The sequence below is a fragment of the Brevibacillus sp. YAE8 genome (genome assembly GCF_057543335.1).
Genome location: NZ_BAAIYG010000005.1, coordinates 19,824 through 43,261 on the forward strand (window position 1 = coordinate 19,824; position 23,438 = coordinate 43,261).

Annotated in this window: 18 protein-coding genes and 2 pseudogenes; 5 read left to right on the top strand and 15 right to left on the bottom strand. The window is 56.0% G+C overall.

Annotation, left to right across the window (positions count from 1 at the left end; genetic code table 11):
• Positions 1–34: 34 nt before the first annotated feature.
• The 5 genes and pseudogenes from AC27IT_RS09655 to AC27IT_RS09675 form a co-directional block, all read right to left on the bottom strand.
• A pseudogene (locus tag AC27IT_RS09655) lies at positions 35–924 on the bottom strand (NAD-dependent epimerase/dehydratase family protein).
• A 30-nt stretch (positions 925–954) separates the two neighbouring features.
• Positions 955–2,982 carry a gamma-glutamyltransferase gene (ggt, locus tag AC27IT_RS09660; RefSeq protein WP_025846208.1) on the bottom strand — a complete coding sequence of 676 codons (2,028 nt, stop codon included), beginning with the start codon at positions 2,980–2,982 and terminating at the stop codon, positions 955–957.
• 162 nt (positions 2,983–3,144) lie between these two features.
• The gene (locus AC27IT_RS09665; protein ID WP_174435219.1) at positions 3,145–4,224 is read right to left on the bottom strand and encodes a phosphodiester glycosidase family protein; all 1,080 of its coding nucleotides are present in this window, start codon (positions 4,222–4,224) and stop codon (positions 3,145–3,147) included.
• A complete protein-coding gene (locus AC27IT_RS09670; protein WP_005831094.1) occupies positions 4,205–4,711 on the bottom strand; it encodes a hypothetical protein in 507 nt (168 codons plus the stop codon). The genes AC27IT_RS09665 and AC27IT_RS09670 overlap by 20 nt, the downstream gene beginning before the upstream one ends.
• Positions 4,712–4,858: 147 nt before the next feature.
• Positions 4,859–5,677, bottom strand: a complete 819-nt coding sequence (locus AC27IT_RS09675) for an RDD family protein (RefSeq protein WP_005831093.1) — start codon at positions 5,675–5,677, stop codon at positions 4,859–4,861.
• Positions 5,678–5,728: 51 nt separating this feature from the next.
• Here AC27IT_RS09675 and AC27IT_RS09680 point away from each other — a divergent pair, with 51 nt between their 5' ends.
• Complete coding sequence (locus AC27IT_RS09680; RefSeq protein WP_007777655.1) at positions 5,729–6,709, top strand: stage II sporulation protein M; 981 nt, start codon at positions 5,729–5,731, stop codon at positions 6,707–6,709.
• Here AC27IT_RS09680 and AC27IT_RS09685 read toward each other — a convergent pair.
• Genes AC27IT_RS09685 through AC27IT_RS09705 form a run of 5 tightly spaced genes read right to left on the bottom strand, consistent with a single transcriptional unit; the run spans position 6,676 to position 11,689 of the window.
• Positions 6,676–8,046: a DUF58 domain-containing protein gene (locus AC27IT_RS09685; RefSeq protein ID WP_026557345.1), complete on the bottom strand. Its 1,371-nt coding sequence runs from the start codon at positions 8,044–8,046 to the stop codon at positions 6,676–6,678. The two genes, AC27IT_RS09680 and AC27IT_RS09685, sit on opposite strands and share 34 nt — an antisense overlap.
• Positions 7,997–8,917, bottom strand: coding sequence for an AAA family ATPase (locus AC27IT_RS09690; protein ID WP_007777648.1), 921 nt, complete (start codon positions 8,915–8,917; stop codon positions 7,997–7,999). The genes AC27IT_RS09685 and AC27IT_RS09690 overlap by 50 nt, the downstream gene beginning before the upstream one ends.
• A 10-nt stretch (positions 8,918–8,927) precedes the next feature.
• Positions 8,928–10,055 carry a DUF4350 domain-containing protein gene (locus tag AC27IT_RS09695; protein WP_005831090.1) on the bottom strand — a complete coding sequence of 376 codons (1,128 nt, stop codon included), beginning with the start codon at positions 10,053–10,055 and terminating at the stop codon, positions 8,928–8,930.
• A complete protein-coding gene (locus AC27IT_RS09700) occupies positions 10,048–10,674 on the bottom strand; it encodes a DUF4129 domain-containing protein (protein WP_487091757.1) in 627 nt (208 codons plus the stop codon). The genes AC27IT_RS09695 and AC27IT_RS09700 overlap by 8 nt, the downstream gene beginning before the upstream one ends.
• The gene (locus AC27IT_RS09705) at positions 10,667–11,689 is read right to left on the bottom strand and encodes a hypothetical protein (RefSeq protein WP_007779075.1); all 1,023 of its coding nucleotides are present in this window, start codon (positions 11,687–11,689) and stop codon (positions 10,667–10,669) included. Before AC27IT_RS09705 ends, AC27IT_RS09700 begins: the two co-directional genes overlap by 8 nt.
• 186 nt (positions 11,690–11,875) lie before the next feature.
• Between AC27IT_RS09705 and AC27IT_RS09710 the strand changes: the two genes are divergently transcribed.
• Positions 11,876–12,481 (top strand): hypothetical protein, encoded by a 606-nt coding sequence (locus AC27IT_RS09710; protein ID WP_025846217.1) that lies wholly within the window; start codon positions 11,876–11,878, stop codon positions 12,479–12,481.
• Between the two features lie 265 nt (positions 12,482–12,746).
• Here the strand turns inward: AC27IT_RS09710 and AC27IT_RS09715 are convergent, their stop codons facing one another.
• From AC27IT_RS09715 to AC27IT_RS09725, 3 genes are all read right to left on the bottom strand, one after another.
• Positions 12,747–13,889, bottom strand: a complete 1,143-nt coding sequence (locus tag AC27IT_RS09715; RefSeq protein WP_283857904.1) for a glycosyltransferase family 4 protein — start codon at positions 13,887–13,889, stop codon at positions 12,747–12,749.
• 25 nt (positions 13,890–13,914) lie between these two features.
• Positions 13,915–15,771, bottom strand: coding sequence for a CotS family spore coat protein (locus AC27IT_RS09720; protein WP_487091758.1), 1,857 nt, complete (start codon positions 15,769–15,771; stop codon positions 13,915–13,917).
• A gap of 158 nt (positions 15,772–15,929) precedes the next feature.
• Positions 15,930–19,211, bottom strand: a complete 3,282-nt coding sequence (locus tag AC27IT_RS09725) for a DEAD/DEAH box helicase (RefSeq protein WP_487091759.1) — start codon at positions 19,209–19,211, stop codon at positions 15,930–15,932.
• Between the two features lie 107 nt (positions 19,212–19,318).
• Here AC27IT_RS09725 and AC27IT_RS09730 point away from each other — a divergent pair.
• Positions 19,319–19,726: pseudogene (locus AC27IT_RS09730) on the top strand (hypothetical protein); the annotation flags it as partial.
• 156 nt (positions 19,727–19,882) lie between these two features.
• On the opposite strand, the gene AC27IT_RS09735 reads toward AC27IT_RS09730, so the two are convergent.
• Positions 19,883–20,047, bottom strand: coding sequence for a hypothetical protein (locus tag AC27IT_RS09735; protein ID WP_007779087.1), 165 nt, complete (start codon positions 20,045–20,047; stop codon positions 19,883–19,885).
• A 251-nt stretch (positions 20,048–20,298) separates the two neighbouring features.
• Between AC27IT_RS09735 and pdaA the strand changes: the two genes are divergently transcribed.
• Positions 20,299–21,099: a delta-lactam-biosynthetic de-N-acetylase gene (gene pdaA, locus AC27IT_RS09740; RefSeq protein WP_005831081.1), complete on the top strand. Its 801-nt coding sequence runs from the start codon at positions 20,299–20,301 to the stop codon at positions 21,097–21,099.
• Between the two features lie 207 nt (positions 21,100–21,306).
• Here pdaA and aspA read toward each other — a convergent pair whose 3' ends face one another.
• Positions 21,307–22,731, bottom strand: coding sequence for an aspartate ammonia-lyase (gene aspA, locus AC27IT_RS09745; protein WP_007779092.1), 1,425 nt, complete (start codon positions 22,729–22,731; stop codon positions 21,307–21,309).
• Between the two features lie 161 nt (positions 22,732–22,892).
• On the opposite strand from aspA, the gene AC27IT_RS09750 reads away from it, so the two are divergent.
• Complete coding sequence (locus AC27IT_RS09750) at positions 22,893–23,369, top strand: Gmad2 immunoglobulin-like domain-containing protein (protein WP_122952776.1); 477 nt, start codon at positions 22,893–22,895, stop codon at positions 23,367–23,369.
• The last annotated feature ends 69 nt before the right edge of the window (positions 23,370–23,438 follow it).

Genomic DNA, 23,438 nt, shown 5'->3' on the forward strand with positions numbered 1-23,438 from the left:
ACCATGGAGTTAGACGAAAAAAAAGGACGGATAGTCACGCTTTTGCTTGCACAGTTTCTTTTGCGATCGATTGAATCAGCTCCGGCAGCCACGAATCGAGGGCCGCGAACGCATAGCCTGCCGCCGCTGCCTTGCTCGTGTCCATGAAAAAAGAATGCGGGAATCCGAATGGCGACTGGTGAGCCGGGTCGGTCTCTGCCTCAATGCGCGCTGGTTTGCCCACGGCTTGCGAAATCGTGTCCAGCAAAGCTTGCAGCGTAATCGTGCCTTGCGAGTTGGCGTTGACGGGGCCAGTAAAGGCGTCCGTGCCGACCCAGGCCAAAAATTTGGCCGCCTCCCCGGCGTGAATAAAGCACATGACAGCTTCCGGGTTCACAAGCCCGATCGGCTGCTCCTGTTGTACGTGCTCTACGTGAAAATGCAGGCGGCGCGTATAATCGTCCTCCGCGAGCACGATCGGAAAGCGGACGGCTGCCACCGGAAAAGCAGCGGTCTGGAAAAATACGGCTTCGGCTTGCCGCTTTCCTTCCTGGTAGCTGACGCCTTCCCGTGTTCCCGGACGGAGCGGGTACGTGCACGGGTCAAACGCTTCCTCTTTTAACGCCTGATCGGAAAAATCGTACACCGACAGCGTCGAGGTCAGCACGTATTTGCCTACTTTGCCGCGGAAAACTTCGCAGGCGTCCACGGCATTTTGATAAGAGTAGCAAATGTTGTCGTAGACGATGTCCCACTGTTGCTCCCCGGCTGTAGCAAGCGCGCTTTTGTCGTCGCGGTCGAGCGTAAGCCGCTTCACCTGCGGCGGCAAATCCGCCTCCGCCAAGCCCCTTGTCGCTACCGTTACCTCTGCGCCAGAATCAGCGAGCAGTTGCACGAGACGTTTGCCAAAAAACGGGTTCCTCCGAGTACCAGTACCTTTTTCATTGAAGCTTCCACCTTCCAAATTGGTTTTGTTTACTTCTTCAACTCGATGACCCGTTCGCTTTCATCCCAGGTGACGGTGAACCCGAGCTTTTCCGCGACTTTTTTCACAGGGAGGTACGCCACTCCGCGTACGGTAATCGCATCTGCCCGGAAGTCGGCGCTGCTTTTGCCCAAACCGAGCAGCAGCTTCTCCGCCTGCACATAGGCAATGCCATCCACGACCAGCTTCTGTTCCGCCAAAAACGGGTACGTCTGCCCGTTTACGGCAATGGCAAAAGGCTCGCCCGGCTCATACGGCACTTCCTCCGGCTCGGCAGCCGTGTAGGCGATCGCGTCGACGCCAAGCACCGTGCCTTCTCGCGTATCGTCTGCCCCTCCGTACATCTTGCCTGTTTCAAAATCGTAGACGATCGCCTGAACATTGCCGATATCCGCAGGCTGCTCGGCAAAGACGTGGCCTTTTGCCATCAACTGCAAGATGACGTCCTGGTCAATCCCCGCCTCCCAGGAGACGTTCGGATAGCCGCTGGAAAAAATGCGGGGAGCGCGAATAGCGTCCTCGATGTTCATGCCGTGGTCGATCACGTTGAGAATCGTTTGCGACACAGAGGCGATAATCGTCGAGCCGCCCGGCGAGCCAACGGCCAAAAACGGCTGCCCGTCTTTGAGCACGATCGTCGGCGTCATGCTCGAGCGGGGGCGCTTGCCTGGCTCCACCTGATTGACGCCGCCCGGAACCGCGTCAAAATCCGTCAGCTCGTTGTTGAGCATGAAGCCGTAGCCCGGCACCATCACGCCGCTTCCAAAAATGTCCTCAATCGTGGTCGTATAAGAGACGAGATTGCCCCATTTGTCCATGACGGCAAAATGGGTCGTCTGTTTCACGGGCGAGCTGTCGAGCATTTTGATCGCAGCCGCAGGCTTTTGTCCCGCGTCGTACTTCCACGGGTCGCCAGCCGTTACGTTCGCGTTGGCCCGGTTGTCGTCGATCAGCTTGCGCCGTTCCTTTATGTAATCGTCGTGGAGCAGTCCTTGCTTGGGCACCGGATAGACGTCCTCGTCCGCCATGTACGCCGCCCGGTCAGCGTAGGCGAGGTGGTTGGCCTCGATCAGATGGTGCAAATACGCTACGGAGCCAAATCCGTCCTTTTGGTTGTCGTAGCCTTCCATCAGCTTCAAAATCTGGATCATGGTCAAGCCGCCCGAGCTGGGGGGCGCCATGGAAATCACCTCGTAGCCGCGAAACATCCCGCGCACCGGCTCCCGTTCCTTGACCTGGTAAGCCTTGAGGTCGTCCATCGTCATTTTGCCGCCTGTGCGCTGCACCTCTTCGACGAGCGCGCGGCCAATCTCGCCTTTGTACAAAACATCCGGCCCTTCGTCGCGGATCAGCTTCAGCGTCTTGGCCAAATCGGGCTGGACGAGCATTTGCCCTTCCTCCAGCGGACGGCCTTCCGGCAAGAACACTTGCGCGGCTGTCTTGTGCTTTTCCAGCTTGTCGCGCGACTTGGCGATGTAGTCCGCCGTCACCCAGTTGACGCGAACGCCTTTTTCGGCCAGCTCGATCGCTGGCGCAAGCACGTCTGCCAGCTCCCACGTGCCGTACTCCTCAAGCGCCTCTGCCACGCCGAGCAACGTCCCCGGCACGCCTACTGCCTGACCGCTGGTGTGCCGCTGTTCAAAAGGAATCGGCTGCCCGTCGGCCTGTAAAAACATGTCGGCTGTCACATTTGCCGGGGCTACTTCCCGACTGTCGATCACCGTGATTTTGTTCTGGTCCTTCAAATAGATCATCATAAAGCCTCCGCCGCCGATTCCCGACATGTACGGCTCTGCCACATTGAGAGCCAACTGGATTCCGGCGGCGGCGTCCACAGCATTTCCCCCCTTGGCCAAAATGTCCCGTCCAACCTGCGCGGCCGCAGGGTGGGAGACCGCCACAATGCCTTTCGTGGCGCCATCTACGCCAGCCGGAACACCGGGCACCTTTGCCCATGCCAATTGGGTCAGCGAAAAAACGGAAACGAACGAGAGGGCTACCATCATCTTTTTGTTCATAAGATCCCCCCTGTTTTTTTCTTCCTATCCTTATTATTATAATTTTCAGCATTTTTCCAGGTCAACCCATCTGCTCTCTGACAGACGAAAAAACACTCTTCCGCAGCGAAGCCAGGTTCCCCGCTGGAAGAGTGTCTCTATTCAAAAGCATTCGCTTACCGCTTACGGCAAGATGACCAGATTGCTCACGACTGGTCTTTCTTTGCCGTCCGAAGGCTTGTTCAAAAGCTTGCCGTTGTAGTAAAACGCGCTGGAGCCGCCGCCATCGAGATTGTACGCGTCGACGACGTGGAATTCCTGCAGCTTGCGTTGCGCTTCTTCCAAAGTAACGCCTTTGCTCCAGCCTTCTCTTCTGCCGTCGATGACGATGAGCAGCAAGTCGCCGTTGTCAAAGTGCCCGATGAGCGTGCGCGGCTGGCGAGTGTTGGCCCAGTCTCGAGGAATCGGCAGCCGTTTCCCGTCCTGCAGCAGTCTTGGCAAAAAGCTGGCCCCTTGCAAAATGCCTTGCTGGGTAATTTGCGCCTGGGTAGTAATTTGGGTTCCCACTAGGTGGCCTTTGTTGTTGAATCCGACGAAGCTCAGATTCGAATTGTTGGAAAACGTGCGAATCTTGCCGTCGACAACAGTAATGCCAAGCGGCGTCAGATTGCCCTTGCTGTCGCTCATGAAGCCGCCTGCGTTGATCGCCAGGACAGCTCCGGTGCGCTTCCCGGCATGGCTCGTCGTCTCGCCTTTGCTTTTGACCGAGTTGTTGGCAAGCACCATCTTCAGTGCGCTTGGGTCTTTCAGCCGGACCTTCGCCATGTACCCGCGATAGCCCGCTTCCTGCAGCGAGTACACTTTCACTATTGATTTGTTGCCGAAGGACTGCCCGATCGGGTCGCCGAGCATGTTGGACAAGATCGCATCCAGCACATCTGCCGACTTTTGCGTCTGCGATCGGCTCGTCACCAGCAGGTTGTTGATGTGCTTGTTTTGCTCTTCGTACTCTTTTTGCTCCTTCTTGGCGCGGTCGCGGATGTCCGCTACGACCGCTTCTACATCGCGCAGCGTTTTCTTCGTGTCGTCCAACTGCTGTCCCAGCTCGTCCGCCAGTTGTTTCGACTGTTCGGAAGCGAGCTTCAAGCCTTCCGCCTGCAGCTTGTCCGCGGGATTGGTCAGGGTGAGGGCAAGCAAAAAGCCGAGCGCTGGCGCCAGCAGGAACAGGAAAAAGCGATTGACTTTACCAAGCACGGGCTGCATCCTCCAGTTTTTTCAGCGATGCCTTCAAATCGACCAGTTGCTTGTTCAACTGGTCGATCCGATCCTGGAGAGCTTCTTTTGTCTTGTTCGTCCCGCCAATCGTCTCACCCGTCAATTGCAGGTCTTCTTCCAGATTGCCAAGACCCGCCTGCACGTCTTTCATCTCTTCCTGCACCAAAGCCAGTTGTTCGCCCAACGCTTTCATCTGCTTCTGATTGTCTTCCTGTATCTGATCGATGCGCAGGTTCACAAGTTGCTGCTGCTTGTCCAGCGTATGGGCAGCATAGGCGTACCCGGCATAAGCAAGTCCCGCCCAAACCAGTACAGCCAGTACGATTGGCAATAGAGGCCGCTTGCCTTCTGTTTGGGAGGGAAACAATGCCTGAAACAGGCTGCCTCGTTTGCGTCTGTTCGCCTGCTTCCCGTTTGCCGGGAGTGGCAGAGTAGTAGACGAAGTCGATGACGCTCCCATGTATTTGTCGTTCATCGGCTCCCTCCTCCTTTCTGTGACATAGAGTGAGGTTTTATTATATCATAGTTTATTTTTCGGCAAGGCTTTTGCGAAAATAGTGGAAATTTTGCTCGAAAAAAAGAAGATACCGCCGCTTCGTGCCCTTGACGGTATCTTCCAAGGCTATTTCCCCAGGCTCCACTCGCTTTGCAGCGTGCGGTGCAGCCGCTGCAAAAACAGAATCGGCTCTTCCTGCCGCGCCTGTTCCTCGCTGTATTCCAGCTTTTTTTGCAACAGGCGGGCGATTTCTCCCGCCAACTCAAGCTTTTTGGCTTCCGCCAGCGAGGACTGCCGCGCGATAAAAGTCGAAAGCAACTGCCAGTCCTCGCGGGTGAACGCCTGCTTTTGCTGCTCGCTCAAAGCAAGCGGCTCTGCCAGTGCCGCTCCCTGTTTTTTCGCCTTTCTGTTCTGGAACAGAGCGGTGCGGCCCCCGCCTTCGACTACGACGATCGTTCCTGCGACGAGGTCGCCGATGCGCTTGTCGCGAGGATGAAAAAAAGAGACGAGCGCTCCCAAAAAGTAGCCGGACGGGAGAGTGTCCACGATGCGGAACAGATTGCGGATCGTGGAGGACAAAAACGTCGCCGGCTGGCCGTTGTCGCGGATGACGCGAATCCCCATCCACTTTTTCCCGACGGTCTGCCCCGACCAGAGCGCTTCCAGCAGCAAAAAGTAGCCGAAGTTGAGCACGAAGAGCAGGAGGATGACAACGGCGATGGCATAGCCGTCACTATCCAGGAAAAAAATATCTTCTTTCCCAAATAAAACTATACCGATTACAATAAATACAGTAAGATTAACCAGGAGCAAAATGACGCTGTCGATCAACTGGGCAGCGGCCCGACTGCCCAATCCCGCTGTCTGGAACCGCAGCATCACATGCTCAGGGGTGACAACGGACGCTTCGCGACCTGCCTGATTCACGGATGGATTTTCATTCATGTCGGTTCGCTTCTCCCTCTCGCAATTCTAGTAGATAAGGAGGCCTTATCCATGGATATCACTTCATTTTGGCACAAGCATAAAGCCTCTTGGGCCGAACTGGAACAACTGGTCGAACGGTTCACCCGGCAAGAGCGGCAGATTACAGCCGCAGACATTGACCGTCTGACCCATTTGTATAAAAAAGCTTCCGCCCATCTGGCGCTCGTCCGCTCGTATCACCCGATGGATGAAATCACGCTCTACCTCAACCAGCTCGTATCCCGCGCCCACAACCTGACGTACAAGCAGCAGTCGGGAAGCTGGCAGCAACTGCGGCACTTTTTCGGCGTCCATCTGATCGGGCTGATGCAAAAGCGGATCGGATTTATCGGCATGGCCGCCCTGCTCTTCATCATTGGCGGCATATCCGGCTTTGCGGCCGTGCTCGCCGACCCGCTCAACCTGTACTACGTGCTGCCCCAAGGCATGGCCGAACAGATTGATCCTTCGCGACTGGGGGAAGGGCACGATGCCATCAACAGCCCTGTCATCTCTACGATGATTATGACCAATAACATGAAAGTAGCTATTCTCGCTTTTGTCAGCGGGATTACATTCGGCCTCGTGCCGATCTACGTCCTGCTGTTCAACGGGCTGCTCGTCGGGGCATTGGCCGCTGTCTACTATCAGGCAGACAGCAGCTACGCTTTTTGGGCGTACATCCTCCCGCACGGCGTCATCGAGCTGACGGCGATCTTCATTGCCGGAGGGGCCGGCTTGCACATGGGCTACCGTCTGCTCGTGCCCGGGCGCTACGCCCGCAAGTATCAGTTTTTGGAGGCGGCGAAAGAATCGGCCCAGTTGCTGCTTGCGACCCTGCCGCTGTTGTTCGTGGCGGGAGTCATCGAAGGCTACATCACGCCTTCGACGCTCTCCCTGGAAACGAAGTACCTCGTGGCGGCGGCCACGTTGCTGCTTTTGTGCCTTTGGTATGTTATCGGGCGAAGGCGCCAGGCTCACAATGCCTCTCTCGCCTTTATTTCCAAATAAGCATTTATCACCGTCAGCGTCAACTGATCGGCCGGCACATCGAGCACCTGGATGCCCGCGCCGGTCATTTTTTGTTGAAACGCCCTGCGGTCGAGCTGGAAGCGCTGCGCCACCGATTTGATGTAGGCCAGGCGGCTGTTTTCGACCGGAACCCGCGTCCATTCGTGCAGCAGCGGGTCCGCCTGCGAGAGCAGCAAAAACAGGTGCGAGCGGCGCATTTTCCATAAATAGCTGGCGAGCAAGTCTTCCACCAAGTAATTTTCCATGTCCGAGAACAGCACCATCAGGCTGCGCCGCTTTTGCTGGCGATGCATAAATTCCAGTGCCTTGGCCGGATCAGCCTCGACGAAGTCATGGGACAAATCGTAGGTGGCTTCCAAAATCGTGTGCAAATGTCCCATCCCGCGCCCTGGCGGTATGTACGTCTTGATCTCGTGGGAATAGGCCAGAAACGCCACCTGATCTCCCTGGCGCAAAGCGACCGCAGCCAGAGTGAGCGCCGACTCCAGCGACTGATCGAGCCTGCTCTGGTTGTTCAGCTCGACGCCCATCAGCCTGCCGCAATCGACGAGAATCGTAATGACTTTGCCGTGCTCGGGCCGATACTGGTTCGTCATCAGCCGCCGGGAGCGTGCCGACGCCGACCAGTTGATCGTGCGCGGATCGTCGTCCGGGACGTACTCGCGGATCGCGTGGAACTCAGAGCCAGCCTTGGCCCGGCGCAATATTTTTTTGCCGTCGACAATCAGGCTCTCCTGCAACGAGTTCAAATAGCCGCGAACTTGCGACAAATCGGGGTAAATTTTGATCGTCTGCGGAAAGGAAAAGCGGCTCTGGCGGTACCACAAGCCGATTTTGCCGCTCCAGCGCAAATACAGCCAGGCAAATGAATAGTTCCCCCGCTCGCATCCGCGCGTCTGATAGGCGATGCGCGACTCGCCGCTTTCCATCCTGCCCGAGATCGGCCCTGCTTCCGCAAAAGAGTGCGGCAAATCGTCCATGAGCACGTAGGAAACCGTCTGGCCGCTTCTGTTCGTCATTTCTACCTCGACCAAAAACGACTGGCCGATGTCGCTCTGCTCGGGAAGCACGCGGCGCAGCTCCAGGTCTTTGCGCTTGGGCAGCGTCAGCCAGTCGAGCACGCTCGCCACACAGACGAGGCCGTTGTACAGCCAGAAAGCCCCGTACCCGGTGCCCATGAAAAAGCCGATGACGGCAATCGGGGTGCCGAGCAGCAGCAGTACGAGCAGCCGCTTCGTCGGCAAAACGAAGCGATCTGCCAAAAAATCAGCGAGGAACCGGAATAGCGGCCAACGTCTCTTCGATGATGTGGTCACTGGTGCCCCCCTCCAATTCTACCTGGGGTGACAGGATGAGACGGTGCCGCAGCGCAGGCCGGGCCACCATTTTCACATCATCCGGCGTCACGTACTCGCGGCCGTCCAAAAGCGCCCAAGCCTTGCTGGCCAAGAGAACCGCAATCCCGGCACGGGAACTTGCCCCGAGCAGAAGTCGTTTCGTTTCCCGCGTCTTGCGAATCAAGGTCGTAATGTACTCAAAAATCGAATCGTCCACGACGACGTCCTGCAATTTGCGCCGCTGCTCCAAAATGTCGTCCAGGCTGCAGATCGGCGCTTGCTTCGCCTCCTGCCCGCCTGTGTGCCGGACGTGCTGGACCAGAATCTGCTTTTCGCTCTCATGCGACGGATACTGCATCGTCAGCTTGAACAAAAAGCGGTCGAGTTGCGCCTCCGGCAGCACGTAAGTTCCTTCGTACTCGACCGGGTTTTGCGTGGCGACGACGAAAAATGGCTCGGGCAACGGGTACGTGACTCCGTGAATCGTCACCTGGCCTTCCTCCATCGCTTCCAGGAGAGCCGCCTGCGTTTTCGGCGGTGTGCGGTTGATCTCGTCCGCCAGCAGCAAATTCGCGAATACAGGGCCTTTGATCGTCTCAAAGCGGTTGTCCTGCATGTTGAAAACGACATGGCCGATAATATCCGAAGGCATCATGTCAGGCGTAAACTGGATGCGCCTGCTCTCTCCCCCGATCAGCCCCGACAAGGTGCGGACCATTTTGGTCTTTCCGATCCCTGGCACTCCCTCCAGCAGTACGTGACCGCCAGCGAGCAAGGCGGCCACGAGCAGCCGAATGTTTTGCCGCTGTCCGACCAGTTCTTTTTCCATCTGTTGCAACAATTGCTCCACGATTGTTATGTCACTCCTTCATCAGTTGCGTAATGATCTCATCCAGCAAAAGACTGTCTGCCAAAAGCCGCTTCGCCGAATATCCGGTTCCGCTGCGGGCTTGCTCCAGCCGATCCAGCAGCTCGGCAAGCCTGGTGACTGCCTGCTCGCTCCAGCGTAGCCGGGCACAGCGCAAAATCTCGGCGCGGTCCGCTTTTTGGTGAACGCCCCAGCGATCGTGCATCAGTTGGCGCATATACGCTTCCCTATGCGCCAGCGCGTCACGCGCAAGTCCCCGGCGCTCATACCAGCTCGACACGGCTAAAAGCGTCTCGTCCCCCCGGCGAACCGTCCACTCGCGCAATGTGTAGACAGGGCCAAACCGCTTCCCTTTCCACCAGACGAACAAAAGCAGCACGACGGCCAACTGGACGAGCGCTGCCACCAGCCAGCCGGGATAGATCGCCAAAAGCCCTGGCTTCTCCTGCAGCCCGTGATGGTATTCGTCCACCCAGATCGCGGACCAGTTTTTTTGCAAATGCGGCCACACCGCCTCGAAGTGAGACAGCTCGCCAATTTTTCGATTCGTCAACCAATCCGGGACCAAAAAGTACGAGATGCTTCCGGCTCCTACCTGGACTTTTCCCGCAAGGATTCCTTGGTCGTCGTAAAAAAGCGGCTCCAGCCCCTCCGCCTCTTTCCATCTGGCCTGTGTTTTTGCCTGGCCCAGCAGCCCTTCAGCGAGCAACTGCCCCTGCACATTTCGTTCCTGGTTGCCCTTCTCTTCCATATACTTCGCTTCAAGCGGCAAGCCGGCCCACAAGATCGGTCGCTCGGAGAAAACAAACAGGTCGTTTCCGCCGCTGGCCCATGCGAGCAAGTCATCCTGCTCGTTCGCGCTCAGGTTGTCCGGCTCGACGACAAGCAGCGCCTGGCCCGCTGGCTTCGGCAGCAAATGCATCGGCTGCCGCCACTCCTTAACCTGGCTGCCTTTTTCCTCCAGCAGAAGCAGCACCGCCTTGATTCCGTCCGGCTGTGCCGACGATGCCAGATAAGGAGGCAGTTTCGTGGCTACAGGCTTGACGATAAACCATCCGACGACGACGAGCAGCACGATCGCCACGCTGATGCCCACGCGATACGTTCTCAGGCTATTCATGCTGTCCCTCCCCGTCCAAAATCTGCGCAAGCTCGCGGATGCGCTCCAGATAGTCTGCTTTGTCCACAGCTACCTGCCCGTACCAAGCTTGCTCGAACGCCCGGGCATAGCGGCGAAACAGCGCCTTCGCCTCCGGGTGGTTGGCCTCGATTTCGTCTGCGTACTCCCAGTTCGTCTTCCACTGTTCAATGCGAATCCACGACTGTTTTTGCATGTAGACGAGCAACGCCAAAAACAAGGAACGTTCGCCCTCACGCCATTCTCCGCGGTCGGCACACTCCTGTGCCTCCCGCAAGTAATCGGCATGAGAGCGGATTTTTTCACCGTGGACAAACAGGGACGCCTTCCGCTTTTGCTCCCATACCATTCGGCGGAACAGCCAGAAAATGACCATCACCAGCAAAAGCGCCGCGACGACCAGCACGACCGTCGATGCCGTCGTCGCCGCACCCGAAGGAATGTCCGACCACGAAAACAGCCTGGCAAGCCATTCGAGCAAAAAATCGCTCACTCGCACAAGCCAGCTCTCCCCTTCCGTGTGCAGGGCTTGAAATTCGTCGCGCTGCAAAATTTCCTGCAAATGCTCCTTGTCGGCTGCCCAAGGATTTGTGCTATTCATGCGCTGCTCCCGGCTCCTGTGTAGAAGGACGGTCTGCTGCCTGCTCCAACTGCCTGTTCATCAGCTCCTGCAGGTCTGTTCCATCTTTTCGGACGCGCAAGTCGAAGTAAGCGAGCGCATAAACAATCGCGATCCACGGCATCAGCAGGCAACTCAACACGACCATGATGATCTGCGAAATGATCGACGTCCCCAAAATTCCCATGATGGCCACCTGGATGCCGCCGGAAAAGATCGAATACAGAAGGCTCAAAACAATGAAAATCGCAAATAGCCTCCAAAAATTTCCTTTTGTCAAATGCCAGCTTTTCCCGATGCCGACGCCGCCCTTTTCAAACAGGACAAGCGGCAAGTAAAAGCTCCATCTGAGCAGGAAGTAGCCCGGCACTAGAAGCATGCCGATCAAAAACAAAATGTAGCCAAACAAAAAGACAATGATGAAGAGGAACGGATTGAACTCGCTTCCCGAGTCAAAAAACGTGTCAATCGAATTGCCGGTAGCCATCACGAGCAAAAAGCCGATGAACAAAAACACGAGGGCAAACCCGAACGTCACCGCGAGCATGAGCAGTCCGTAGACGAGGGTGCTTCCGACAAGCGGCCAAAAGCGTCCCAATGCGCCTTTCAGCGCGGCCTTCAAATCAACCGTTTGCTGCTCCCATACAGATTTCGTCAGCAAGGTGGCGCCCGCAATCAACTGCGGATAGGCCACGACCATCGTCAGAGGCGCGACCAAAAACACATACAGCAAGAGCAGGCCGACGTTTTGGGTGACCATCTCTTCCTGCCCCCCAAACTTTTCCCCCATCGATTCCCAAAATTCCAGTCCTTCGGTATCCTGCATGAGTAGCGGTACACTGCTAAGGTCGACCAGGAGTAGCTGTTGTAAAAGCAAAAACGGGCCAAACCAAATAAGAGCCAGAAAAAAGTACGCCCCAAAATGCTGGCGATATACGTTAAAGCTTTTGTCCAATAGCTTCCCCACTCCCATTGGGGTCATTGGCATTTGATTCATGGTGAAACCTCCATCTCTCTTTTTGAGATTACCTGAATAGTATACACGATTTTCCATTTGTTTTTAAAAATTTCCGCTAAATTCCCTAATCATTTCCTGCCTGATTTTTCTTGGCAAGGGTATTTGTCCATTTCTCTCCGTTCCGCGCTGAATATGATAAAGCATGACAGTAGGAGGTGCATTCTCTTGGGATCTGCGAAAAAGAAGACACGGGCGAAGTCAGTCTCCCGCAGCAGACGCCGCTCGTCTGGCCAGGCGACCAGGCGCTTGCTCGACAGGCTGAACCGGGTCGTCCGCCTCCATGTGCGCGCCCCGAATGTAAAAGTCACCACGCCCGCTCCCCACGTGTCTGTCACGAGCGCCACGCCCACCGTCCAGGTCGAGGCGCCGATCGTCCAGTTTGAAGCACCGAAACCGCTCGTCATCCCCGCCCCGATTGTCAACGTGGACGTAGAAGCAGAAGACACGCCCGAGCAGGAAAGCGTGGAAGGGCTGCGAAAAGAGCTGTACAAATGCATGAGGCAAAACAGGACAGTCGAAGTCATTCTCACGTCCGATTGGGGACCAGACAGCCGCCCTTACCGGGTGGGGCAGCTCACAAGAGTCGACGACGGCATCATCGAGCTGAAGCTTGACGGAAGCTACGGCAGTTGTATTCTCATCCCGCTCAACCGCATTGCCGCCATCATTCCCGACGCCCCTCCGCCGGAAGCAGCCGCCGCCACAGACGAAGCGGAAGAGACAGCGCCCGTCACCCTGAAAGTAATCGAAGGTTCAGCCAAAGTACTTTGATTTCTTCGCCTCGCTTCGTCCTCCCACTCCTGCTTGGTTTTCACCATGCGCCAAAAGACATTGGCGCTTCCGCTTAAAAAGCCGGGAGTGGGGGAGCCGCTTTTTTCCGTCTTTGCTTGCACAGCTTTTGGACAAGCTTGTGGCGAGCTTGTGCGCCTGCCTGCCGCAGGCTTGTCCCTTTCTCCCCCGCAAGAAAAACGGACCAAACACCCACTTCTCCCCTCTCTCTCGAAAAAAGTGGGTATTTGCGTCCTGTCAGCTCACGCTACAAGTTCCTCCATACGTCCAGCACTTCCCGGGCCACGCGCTCCCACGTAAACCGCTGTTCCGCCAACTGTCGGCCGCTGTTCCCCATTCTGCGCTGCAGGTCGCGGCTGGACAGAAGCTGCTTCAGTTGAGTGGCAAAAGACTGCGGGTTTTCCGGCTCTTCGACGAGCAGGCCGTTTCCGCCGATAATCACTTCCGCATTGCCCCCGCGTTTTGTCGTCACAAACGGCAGCCCTGCAGCCATCGCTTCGTAGTGGACGCGGGCGAGCGGCTCCTCCCATTGCGAAGGACAGACAAAGATATCGCCTGCCCAAAACCAGTGGTGGATGTTCTCTGCTGCCACATAGCCTGTCGTGATGACAGGAATCGGCGAACGATCCGCCAGCGCGCGCACATAGGCGACATAGTCGCTGATTTTATCGACGCCGTACCAGGAGCCTCCGACCAGCACAAGCGCGATGTTGGATTCGTAGGCCGAAAGCTCGTTCATCGCCCGCACGAGGATGTCCGCCCCTTTTTTCGGGGTCAGTCTGCCGACGAACAAAATGACCTGCCTGTTCCCGATGTTGTGGGCAGCCCGCAGCTCCTGGCGAATTTTTCGTGCAGCCTGCGAGCTCTCCCACGGGACGAACGTCTGTAGATCGACACCGGAATAGATCGTGCGCAGTTTCCCTTGCGTTTCCGGGTAGAGCGACGCAAGGACGCGTCCTACATAATCGCTGATCGTGATGATCGTCGACGTGTTGGCGATGGCGCTCGCCGCTTCCGCCGGGGGAATTTTCGCCGCATCGAACATGTCGTTGTGCATGCTCAGTACGATCCGTGCGTTCGGGCATACTTCGCGAATCAAGGGAACCAGCCGCGGTCGGTTGAACACGTGAATCACATCGTATGCATTCGCTCGCAAAAACGCGAGAACTTCCTGGGCGTAGATTTCGAAGACACCGTGTCCATTCACACGCGCATAGCGAACATTTCGCACACGTTCGTCCATGGCGAGCGTTGGGTCCGACGTCCCTAAAATGGTAAGGTCGTGATGCTTCCCGAGCGTATCCGCGATCCCGGCTATATACGTCTGGATGGCACCGCCCCGTACCGGGGGAACGGGCAGCTTTTCCGTACAGATCATGACTACCTTCATCCGAATTCTCCTTTCCTGACACTACTCATCGCATGTTTCTGCCTGTTTTTTTTGCTTTCACCGCGCGCGGCTTCTTTGCCTGATTACTGGTCAATTTGCGGCTTGGAGCTGCTGCCTTTTTGTAAGGATGCTTGACGGCTGCATGCTGAGTGCCTCGGGGAGAACTGGACCGTTTTGCAAGTTGGGTTCCTGTTTTTGCTTTTTCGTTCGACTTGCCAGTCTTTTTGAGCGCTTTTCCTGCGGGCAGCTTGGCGCTTGCTTTTTTGGCGACCGAACTTTTGTTCAGAACGGTTTTCTTGCCCGTTTTGCTTGCTGTTTTTGCCGAGCCGGTTGACGCTGCCTTTTTCTTCACTGGCTTGCTCCCGGCTTTTTTCACAGTAGCTACTATCGGCTTCAAGCGCTCGCTCTGCCTGCTCGCTGGCGTCGTTGTCTCTGCGAAAGGCAGCTCGGGATTAGGGAAGAGCACGACATCTGGCAGCTTTTCCTTTTCCTTTTCCTTTTCCTTTTCCTTTTCCCGTTTCCCGCTTTCTCTTGCTGCTTCAACCCGCCGTTCTTCTTTGACTGGCGGCTTTTTCGCGGCCACAGCAGTTCGAACAGGCTTACTTTCTTTTTCGGGGAGACGAATAAGCTTTCCGGGTTCCACATCGACTGGCTTGCTCTCACCTTTTGCCGCCGGATTTGGCGAAGCGAGCTGCCAGTTTGCCTGATCTGATGCACTCGCAGGCGTTTGGCGCACGGTCGTGGCCGGGACGGCAGCCTGGGTGTAATCGCCGGGCTGGTACTGGCTGATGTCTTTCGCCAGCTCCGCCAATGCCTGGTCTTTTGTCTGGTCGGTGGAGAGGATTCGCTGCAGGATGGCCTCTGCTTCCGTGTTCAAGAACGTGACAGGATCGTAAAACATTTCCTTCAGATGCTTGTAAAATTCATTTGGCGCCGCCAGGTCGATCAAAAGCACCTCAAATGACTCCCGATCGAGCGGGTTAGCCCGGTGATACGCCTCGATCATTCCTCTCATCCACGTCAAATCCCAGACACCCATGTCGTCCATTGTGCTTGTAATCAGCTTGCGCAGGTCGCGGAACGGCAAATCGTAAGCCACACCGTCCAGGTCGATGACCCAAAGCCCGCCTGGTCCATTCTGTCCATTGGACCAGCCATAGTCCTGATGAACTACTCCCCAGTGCGGTTCACCCATCTGCACCATTCTTGGATAGGCAGATGCCTTCAGACGCTCCAGCGCATCCAATGCTTGTCGCTCATACTTGTCTACGACAGATAAAATCGAGTTGCTTGCGGTCGTCTCCCGATAGGCTTTTGCCATCTCACGCATCCAGCCGATTTTTTTGGCAATCTTTTGATAGTAGTTGGGCCAACGGTACAGGCGGGAAGAATTTTTCGCCCCTTGTGGCGGCACGTATCCTTTCGAATGTCGATGAAATTCTCCCAGGCCGAAGCACAGCTCCTGCGCTCCTGCCAAGTCTACTTTGGTCGCTTGCGTAAGGGCAATCCAGTCCGTGACAATCCACAGCTTTCCGCCCTTTTCCACGAAGAGCTTTCCGTCTCTGGCCGGAATGAGCGCGGGAACTCTGGCCCCCTGTCTGACGACGTATTCCTGCAAGCCAACACTGTAAAGACTCCGCTCCGGTGTGCGGTGCAGCACTTTCAGACTGCGCGGCCCTTTGTCTGTCTCGATCCGCCAGATCGCGCCGCCTTTGTCCGGCTTCGAGGTAATCAGCGTCTTGCTGCTGACGGACATCTCGTATTCTTTCATGACGAGCTCCGCGATCGCATCGACTTCCGGAGGTACTTGCATATCCCAGTCGACAGGCGCAGGTTGGCCGTCGTCCCGGGTGTCCCATGGCTTGATGACGTATTGTTCCATTTCCTTCCCCCCCACGTTCCTTGTTAAAGCGCTCACCTTCTTCCTAAAATATTCATGCGCGCAGGTTGACGAAACGGACAAATACCCTTGGGAACTTGCCAATTCCACGCGCGAAAAAGCGGCCGGACCTGCGCACAAAGGACGCAAGTCGGGCCGCTTTAGCCGATCATCAATATTTCCCGAATGTCATCTTCGCTCATGGAGGAGATCGCTTCCTCGCCTGGCGCTATGACTTCCTCAATCAAATGCTTTTTCTTTTGCTGAAGCTCGTACATTTTTTCCTCTACCGTCCCCTGCGCGACCAGCCGAATGACCTGGACGACGTTTTTTTGCCCGATGCGGTGCGCCCTGTCCGCCGCCTGCTCCTCTACAGCCGGATTCCACCACAGATCGTACAAAATGACGGTGTCGGCTCCGGTCAGGTTCAAGCCTGTTCCCCCGGCTTTTAAAGACAGGAGAAACAAGTCGCCCTCTCCGTCGTTAAATCGGTTGCACAACTCGATGCGCCGGGCGGCTGGCGTGTTGCCGTCCAGGTAAAAAAACGGGACGCCGTAAGCCCCAAGCTCTCGTCCGATGATCGAAAGCATTTCCGTAAATTGCGAGAACAAAAGCACCCTCCGCCCCGCGCTCCGGCATTCCTCCAGCACTTCCAGCAGTTGCTCGAATTTGGCCGAGCTGCCTTCGTAGCCTTCCACGAACAGGCCAGGATGGCAGCAAAGCTGGCGAAGCCGGGTCAAGCCGGCCAATATTTTGATCCGGTTTTTGTCAAAGGTGCGCTCGTGCAAATGTTTGGCGGCCTCCTGCTGCAACTGCGCCAAGTACGCGATGTACAGCTTTTTTTGCTCCGGCAAAAGCTCGGTGGCTTGCAGCGATTCGATTTTTTCCGGCAGCTCACGCAGCACCTCGGTTTTCAGCCTGCGCAAAAGGAACGGCCGCGCACGCCTGGCGATGGCGTCTCGGGGCAAATCCTGAAATTCCTTGCGCCCGGGAAACAGTTGTGGAAACACAACGTCGAAGATCGACCACAGTTCCTCCAGCCTGTTTTCGATCGGCGTCCCCGTCAAGGCAAAGCGGTGCTTGGCAAAAATGCGCTTCACGACCTGCGCCGTCTGTGTCGCATAGTTTTTGAACGCCTGCGCCTCGTCCAGAATCAGCGTATGGAACGTGCGCTGGGCGTACTCCGTGTAATCTCTGCGCAGCAGCGGATAAGACGTAATCCACACATCGGCATCTCCCGCTTCCTTTCGCGCCTGGTTCCGTTCTTCCTTGCTGCCGTCCACGACGCGCACGCTCAGCTCAGGAGCAAACTTGTGCAGCTCGTTGCGCCAGTTGTACAAAAGCGACGCAGGCGAGACGATCAGCACCGGCTGCTTTTCGCGGCGAATGTCCGGCAGCTTGGCGAGGATGTACGCGATGCTTTGCACCGTTTTGCCAAGGCCCATATCGTCCGCCAAAATGCCGCCGAAGCCGTAGTGGGCGAGCGTCATCAGCCACTGGAAGCCGAACTTCTGGTAATCGCGGAGCACAGGCTGCATCGTGTCCGGAACGTGGAAGTCGAGATTGTCCGGGTTGCGCATATTTTCCAAAAAGCTCCGCAGCGCCTTGCCCAACTGCACCGTCTTGCCCGGCTGGGACGAATCGAGCAAGCGCAAGCCGCGAAAGGCCGGGAGCGCAAAGCCGTTCCCGATCCATTCCGCCTGGCGAATCCCCAGCTCATCCAGGAACCGGTTGATCTGTTCAAATTCTTTTGTATCAAGCGGCAGCAGCGCTCCTGTCGGCAAGCGGTAATATTTGCGCTTTTCCTCCAGCGCCTGCAGCAGTTGTTTGATTTCGGAGGGCGGAAAGCCTTCGATATCGAAGCGAACCTCCAGCCAGTTCGTCCGCTCGTTCACATCGGCTTTCACTTTGGGCGGCGCGTGCAAGGAGTGCAGCCGCAGCTTGACCGCCGTCGTCGCATACACCTTGCACCATTTTTCCAGCTCGGAGACGGTCTGGTGCAAAAACTCGAACTCGGCTTCCTCGTCTTCAAGGTAATACCCCTCTTCGGTCCGGGTGAACGCGCTGTTGTCCATCAGCTCCAAAATGCGCTGCTCCCGCTCGCCGTCGCGCAGCAAAATCTGATCGTTGCGGCGCTGTTGCCCATTCGTCTCTTTTGCCAGCGGATTGATGACGATGTCGCCATACTGAAACTCCAGCCCGGCCAACAGCCGCTCCCGTACCCGGTCCAAATAGAGCCGCGCCTGCAGTTGCGTCTGGACGATCCGATCGGCGACCGCCTGCGCGATCTGCACGCTGCCCAGCTTCATCAGCCCAGGGACGACCCTGGTCATGAACGACTCCATTTTCTCCTGCGGAACCGCGATGTCCTCGCGCTGATGCGCCTCCAGCATCTGCTTGAGCTGCGCGAGACTTTTGCACGCGTCAGCGGACTGCCGCATCCAGACGCCGCCGTGCAGGACAAACCCGTACGCCTCCAGCACGGTCAGCTCGGCAAGCCCGTCCACTGTCAGCCGATACTCGTTTTCGCGCTCCCCCGCATCGAAGGCGAACTGCAGCGGCACCTTTCCCGTCTGCGCCTGAAACTGCTCATACGTGCGCTCGCCCTGCTGGACGCGCACACCGGGAGCCTGCCCGAGCAAATCGAACAGCTTGTCCCAGGCAAACGGCGGCAAAATCAACGTGCGCTCCGTCCCCACCGGCTTTGGCTCCTGATAGCCGTAGCCAGCCGTCTCCCGATACAGCTTTTCATGCTGGAACACGCGGATCAGCTCCTGGAGAATCGCCTCCTGCTCGGGCAAAAAGCGGTGGCTTTCCGGGTCGTAAGTAAAATGCGCGGAAAAGACGGTCGGCTGCCTGCTCTCCAGCCGCTTCAAAAACTCGCGAATGTTTTTTACGACGTACAGCCGCTTCGGCCCCAGCTTCAGTTCAAGCCCGATTATCGATTTGCGAAAGCCATACGGTATCACTTTGCAAATGATTTCCAGCTCCAGCAACGCTCGCTGGTCGAACAGCGCTTTTCGCGTGCCTATGCTGTGCGGACGCGGCTTGCCGAACAGATCGAAAATGCCCTGCGTCAGTTGCGCTTCGCTTGCGGCGGAGCCGTCCGCACCCGGTAAACGCGTCCCCCGGCTCGCCTGTGGCGCCAAATCGTCCGCTGACAGATCGCGCATTGCCAAAAGAGCCGCCGCGATATGCTGGCAGTATTGTTCATACGAATGCAGCGTCGGACAGCTACACGCCGCCACGAGCCCTGCCTCATCCAGTTCGAGCATCACCCGATAGTCGTGGCTGCCCGCCCGCACGGTGGCCCGGACGCGGGCAGGCTCGGGCTGGAAGTGGTCGATGCTCACTTTTTGCGAGCGGTAAAACGCTTTTCCCCGTTCAAAGGAGAGTCGGCCACACCATTCTTTTATCATTTGCTGGCTGATTGAAAAGCTCATTGCCCCTACCTGCCTCATCTTCGTAAAATATGTTTCATGATAGCAGATTTGGAAAGCAAAAAGATACGCCTTGGCGAGAGGCCACTGTCACACAGACACGGCTTGGCATCGCCCAGTTGCCTAAAATTACGGAGCCGTTGAATCTGCTCCAAGAAACCGTCGAAGATGACGTGGAGCAATTGCGAATTTCAGAAGATCAGGACGCGCGAGTTGGCCACAAAAGTGCGGATTCCTCGTTCTTTGGATACAAGACACATCTCGCCTTGACCGAGGAACGGATCATACGGCGGCCGTGGTTACGACAGGAGAAAAAAGCGACGGCAAGCAACTCCAGGCACTCATTGAGAAAAGCAAGGCAGCGGGCATGAACGTGAATTGAAGCCAAGAATAGCGAACTCAAGCATAGGCACGGGTATGATGTAGCTACATCCTCGGGCTTGTTAGGTATGGAGCTGCAAGGCGCTATGGCGATATTCGCGGTTAATCTCAAGCGTATACTGAAATTGGCGGACTAAAAAAAGGGAAATGCAGTAACAAAAAAGCGACACCTGCCAGGAAAAACGGAACAGGTGTCGCTTATTTTTTTACAAAAATCTCAGATCACCGGCAAAACCTAAGTTCTTCAGTGGCCTCCTTGGCGAGCGTATCTTTTTTTCGTATTTAGCAAGAAATCAGTCTTCGTCCTCTTCATCGTCGTCGTCTTCCAGGACCGGGTCCTGATTTTTGGAGAAGATCCACTTTTTCTTGGTGCCGTCCTCGTACTCTACCTTGACTTCGATCTCTTCAATATATTCGTCCTCACCAACAGCGTCACGCAAATACCTCAACCAATCCATGACTACACCTCCTGGTAACGGATGATGACATGCCTGTCGTCAGCGGCTTTTCCGTCGACATTGATACTATATGACAAACGTCTTTTGCCTGGCATGGTTCACTGTCCCTTTCCGCCGCGCAAGTTTTACCCAACTTGCCGTCCCCGTTTCCCGCCCTGCTCGTTACATATTTGCATGGGGACTGGACAAACTTTGGATGGAAACGTCCGTGCTACCGTCATGACTTGGGATAGGAAAGGAGTGCCAGAATGATGAAACCACGCTACAAAAAGCTGCTTCACGTTGGCGCCATTCTGCTTTTGGCGTTCACCCTGCCGCTGCATGCGGCTGTCGCCCATCAGGACCATCCATACCATTTCGGCTTCAAAAAAAGCAAGAATGGACAGCTTCCTTCGATCAACGAAGAAGGCTTCAAAAGCATTGTAGATCGGCACGGCGCTGTTTTTTTGGGAGACACGTCGAAAAAAGAGCTGTATTTGACATTTGACAACGGGTATGAAAACGGCTTTACCCCGGCGATCCTGGACACGCTGCAAGCGAAAAAAGTGCCCGCGATTTTTTTTGTGACGGGCCATTACGTCAAGGAACAGCCTGAACTGTTGAAGCGGATGACGCAAGAAGGCCATCTCATCGGCAACCACTCCTGGAGCCATCCGGACATGACGACCGTGTCCAACGAAAAAATCAAGGAGGAGCTGACACGGGTCAGCGAGGCAGTCGCCAAAGTGACCGGACAGGCGAACATGCGTTACCTGCGTCCGCCCAGAGGCATTTTCAGCGACCGCACACTCGCCGTCAGCAAGGAGCTGGGCTATACGAACGTATTTTGGTCGATCGCCTACAAGGACTGGGATACAAAAGTGCAGCGCGGGGCGAAGTACGCATTTGACAGCGTCATGAGCCAGTTGCATCCGGGAGCCGTGATTCTCTTGCACTCTGTTTCCAAGGACAACGCAGATGCGCTCGGGTCCATCATCGACGAGGCCCGCAAGCGCGGCTACGAATTTAAAAGCCTGGACCAGTTGCCGCAAAAGCAGGCTGGCACTCCGTAAGCTTTGACAAAGGGCGGGTCGCAAGCTCTCCCGCGAAACAATTGTGTGTCGACTAGAAAACTTGGCTGTGCCAAGCGATTGGCGCAGCTTTAGTTGCCTTTATACTGGACAACAATCTTATCCATTCTTAATCTGTACAAAAAAACTCCCGCTGCCTCGTCAGTTTCAGACAAGGGCGGGAGTTTTTGCACACATTCCGTTTTACGATTATTCGCGATCCAACAGGGAAGCGCCAGCAATACCCGGATGAGTCATCTCGAACGGATCGAGAATCAGGTCCAGCTCTTCTTCCGTCAGGACGTTGTACTGCAAGCACAGCTCGCGCACCGATTTTCCGGTCAAAATCGCTTCGCGCGCAATGCGGGCAGCCGTTTCATAGCCGAGATGCGGGTTGACGGCTGTGATGACGCCTACGCTTTTTTCTACGTATTCTTTCATCCGCTCGCGGTTTGCCTCGATTCCTTCCAGGCAATAGCGCGTAAAGGCGCGGAATGCGTTGTCCATGATGCTGATCGACTGCAGCAGGTTGAAGACCAGCACCGGCTCCATTACGTTCAGCTCCAGTTGACCTGCTTCGGAAGCGAGGCAAATGGTGTGGTCGTTTCCGATTACCTGGAATGCCACCTGGTTAATGACCTCTGCCATGACCGGATTGACTTTGCCCGGCATGATCGAAGAGCCTGGCTGGCGCGCTGGCAGCGAAATCTCGCCCAGTCCCGCACGCGGTCCGGATGCCATCAGACGCAGGTCGTTGGCGATTTTGGACATGTTCATCATGCATACTTTCAGCGCTGCGGATACTTCTGTGTACGCGTCCGTGTTTTGCGTAGCGTCTACGAGATGCTCCGCCCCGACGAGCGGGAAGCCGCTGATTTCCGCCAGATGCTTGACCACGGTGGTAATGTAGCGCGGGTCGGCGTTCAGGCCTGTCCCGACAGCAGTCGCCCCCATGTTCACTTCGTACAGGTGCTGGCGGGATTGCTTGATCCGCTTGATATCGCGCTCCAGCACGCGACGATACGCTTCGAACTCCTGGCCGAGACGGATCGGAACGGCATCCTGCAAATGCGTGCGCCCCATCTTGATGACGTCATCGAACTCTTTTGCTTTTTGGCCAAAAGCGTCATGCATTGTCTCCATGGTCACGAGCAACTTTTCCAGCAAATCGAGCGTCGCGATGTGGATCGCCGTCGGGAAAGCGTCGTTGGTCGACTGCGACATGTTGACGTGTGTATTTGGACTGAGATGGAAGTAATCTCCTTTTTTCTCTCCGATAAGCTCCAGACCGCGGTTGGCGATCACTTCGTTCGCATTCATGTTAATGGATGTTCCCGCACCGCCCTGAATGGGGTCCACGATGAATTGATCGTGCCATTTTCCGTCAATGATCTCCTGCGCGGCTGCCACAATCGCATTGCCGAGTCGCGGATTCAGACGGGAAACCTCCATGTTCGCAAGGGCCGCCGCTTTTTTGACCATTGCCATTGCGATAATCAGGGAAGAATGAAGACGATACCCGGTAATCGGGAAGTTTTCTGTCGCCCGCATCGTTTGCACGCCATAGTAGGCATCTACGGGAATTTCCTTTTCACCGAGAAAGTCTTTTTCCGTGCGAAATGTTTGTTGTACCATTCTTATCAGACCAGCTTTCTAGGAATAGTGGTTACTGCTACCTCCCCATTTTAGCACAGATTCGAAGTGGTATGACCAGTAGTTTGTAACACCGTACGGCTTTTTTACGTCTTACCAAGTGAACAGCTCCACCCACAATCTCGACAGAATCGAGGGATACTATGAAAAAGCTTCTTTTCGTCTTGTTGACAGTCGGTCTGTTGCAAGGCTGCACGAGCGCTCCGCCTGCGCAGGAAAATCCGCCTGTCACGCAGCCGGAAACGCCAGCCCCTGCCCAGCCGCAGACTCCGGCAGAACAGCCGCCTGCCGAGCAGCCGGAAACGAAAGAAACCGTCTATGCCAATGATATTTTTCGCAATGTCACCGTGAAAAAAACAGGGGAGGATACATTTGAAGTAAAAGGGCAGGCGCAAGTGTTCGAAGCCGTCGTCAACTACGTCGTGGAAGACGGGCACAACGAGCTGACGCAAGGCTTTTTCCAAACCTCTGCCGGAGCTCCGGAATGGGGCGACTTCACGCAAACCGTGAAGGTGAAAAAAGCCGAACCGAACAGCACGCTCATGCTGATCCTGTTTGAAGTGAGCGCGAAGGACGGCAGCCGCCGGATGGAGCTAATCATTCCGTTGCCAGAGGAATAGACGCTTCGCCGACGCGAGATTTTTTCCAGTTTTTTCATTCCCTCTCTTCCATGTTCATGCCTGTCCGTT

Excerpts from the sequence above, each read along its gene's own strand:
- ggt (WP_025846208.1), bottom strand. The coding sequence starts at position 2,982 with ATGAACAAAAAGATGATGGTAGCCCTCTCGTTCGTTTCCGTTTTTTCG.
- AC27IT_RS09665 (WP_174435219.1), bottom strand. The coding sequence starts at position 4,224 with ATGCAGCCCGTGCTTGGTAAAGTCAATCGCTTTTTCCTGTTCCTGCTG.
- AC27IT_RS09670 (WP_005831094.1), bottom strand. The coding sequence starts at position 4,711 with ATGAACGACAAATACATGGGAGCGTCATCGACTTCGTCTACTACTCTG.
- AC27IT_RS09675 (WP_005831093.1), bottom strand. The coding sequence starts at position 5,677 with ATGAATGAAAATCCATCCGTGAATCAGGCAGGTCGCGAAGCGTCCGTT.
- AC27IT_RS09680 (WP_007777655.1), top strand. The coding sequence starts at position 5,729 with ATGGATATCACTTCATTTTGGCACAAGCATAAAGCCTCTTGGGCCGAA.
- AC27IT_RS09695 (WP_005831090.1), bottom strand. The coding sequence starts at position 10,055 with ATGAATAGCCTGAGAACGTATCGCGTGGGCATCAGCGTGGCGATCGTG.
- AC27IT_RS09700 (WP_487091757.1), bottom strand. The coding sequence starts at position 10,674 with ATGAATAGCACAAATCCTTGGGCAGCCGACAAGGAGCATTTGCAGGAA.
- AC27IT_RS09705 (WP_007779075.1), bottom strand. The coding sequence starts at position 11,689 with ATGAATCAAATGCCAATGACCCCAATGGGAGTGGGGAAGCTATTGGAC.
- AC27IT_RS09715 (WP_283857904.1), bottom strand. The coding sequence starts at position 13,889 with ATGAAGGTAGTCATGATCTGTACGGAAAAGCTGCCCGTTCCCCCGGTA.
- AC27IT_RS09720 (WP_487091758.1), bottom strand. The coding sequence starts at position 15,771 with ATGGAACAATACGTCATCAAGCCATGGGACACCCGGGACGACGGCCAA.
- AC27IT_RS09725 (WP_487091759.1), bottom strand. The coding sequence starts at position 19,211 with ATGAGCTTTTCAATCAGCCAGCAAATGATAAAAGAATGGTGTGGCCGA.
- AC27IT_RS09735 (WP_007779087.1), bottom strand. The coding sequence starts at position 20,047 with ATGGATTGGTTGAGGTATTTGCGTGACGCTGTTGGTGAGGACGAATAT.
- pdaA (WP_005831081.1), top strand. The coding sequence starts at position 20,299 with ATGAAACCACGCTACAAAAAGCTGCTTCACGTTGGCGCCATTCTGCTT.
- aspA (WP_007779092.1), bottom strand. The coding sequence starts at position 22,731 with ATGGTACAACAAACATTTCGCACGGAAAAAGACTTTCTCGGTGAAAAG.
- AC27IT_RS09750 (WP_122952776.1), top strand. The coding sequence starts at position 22,893 with ATGAAAAAGCTTCTTTTCGTCTTGTTGACAGTCGGTCTGTTGCAAGGC.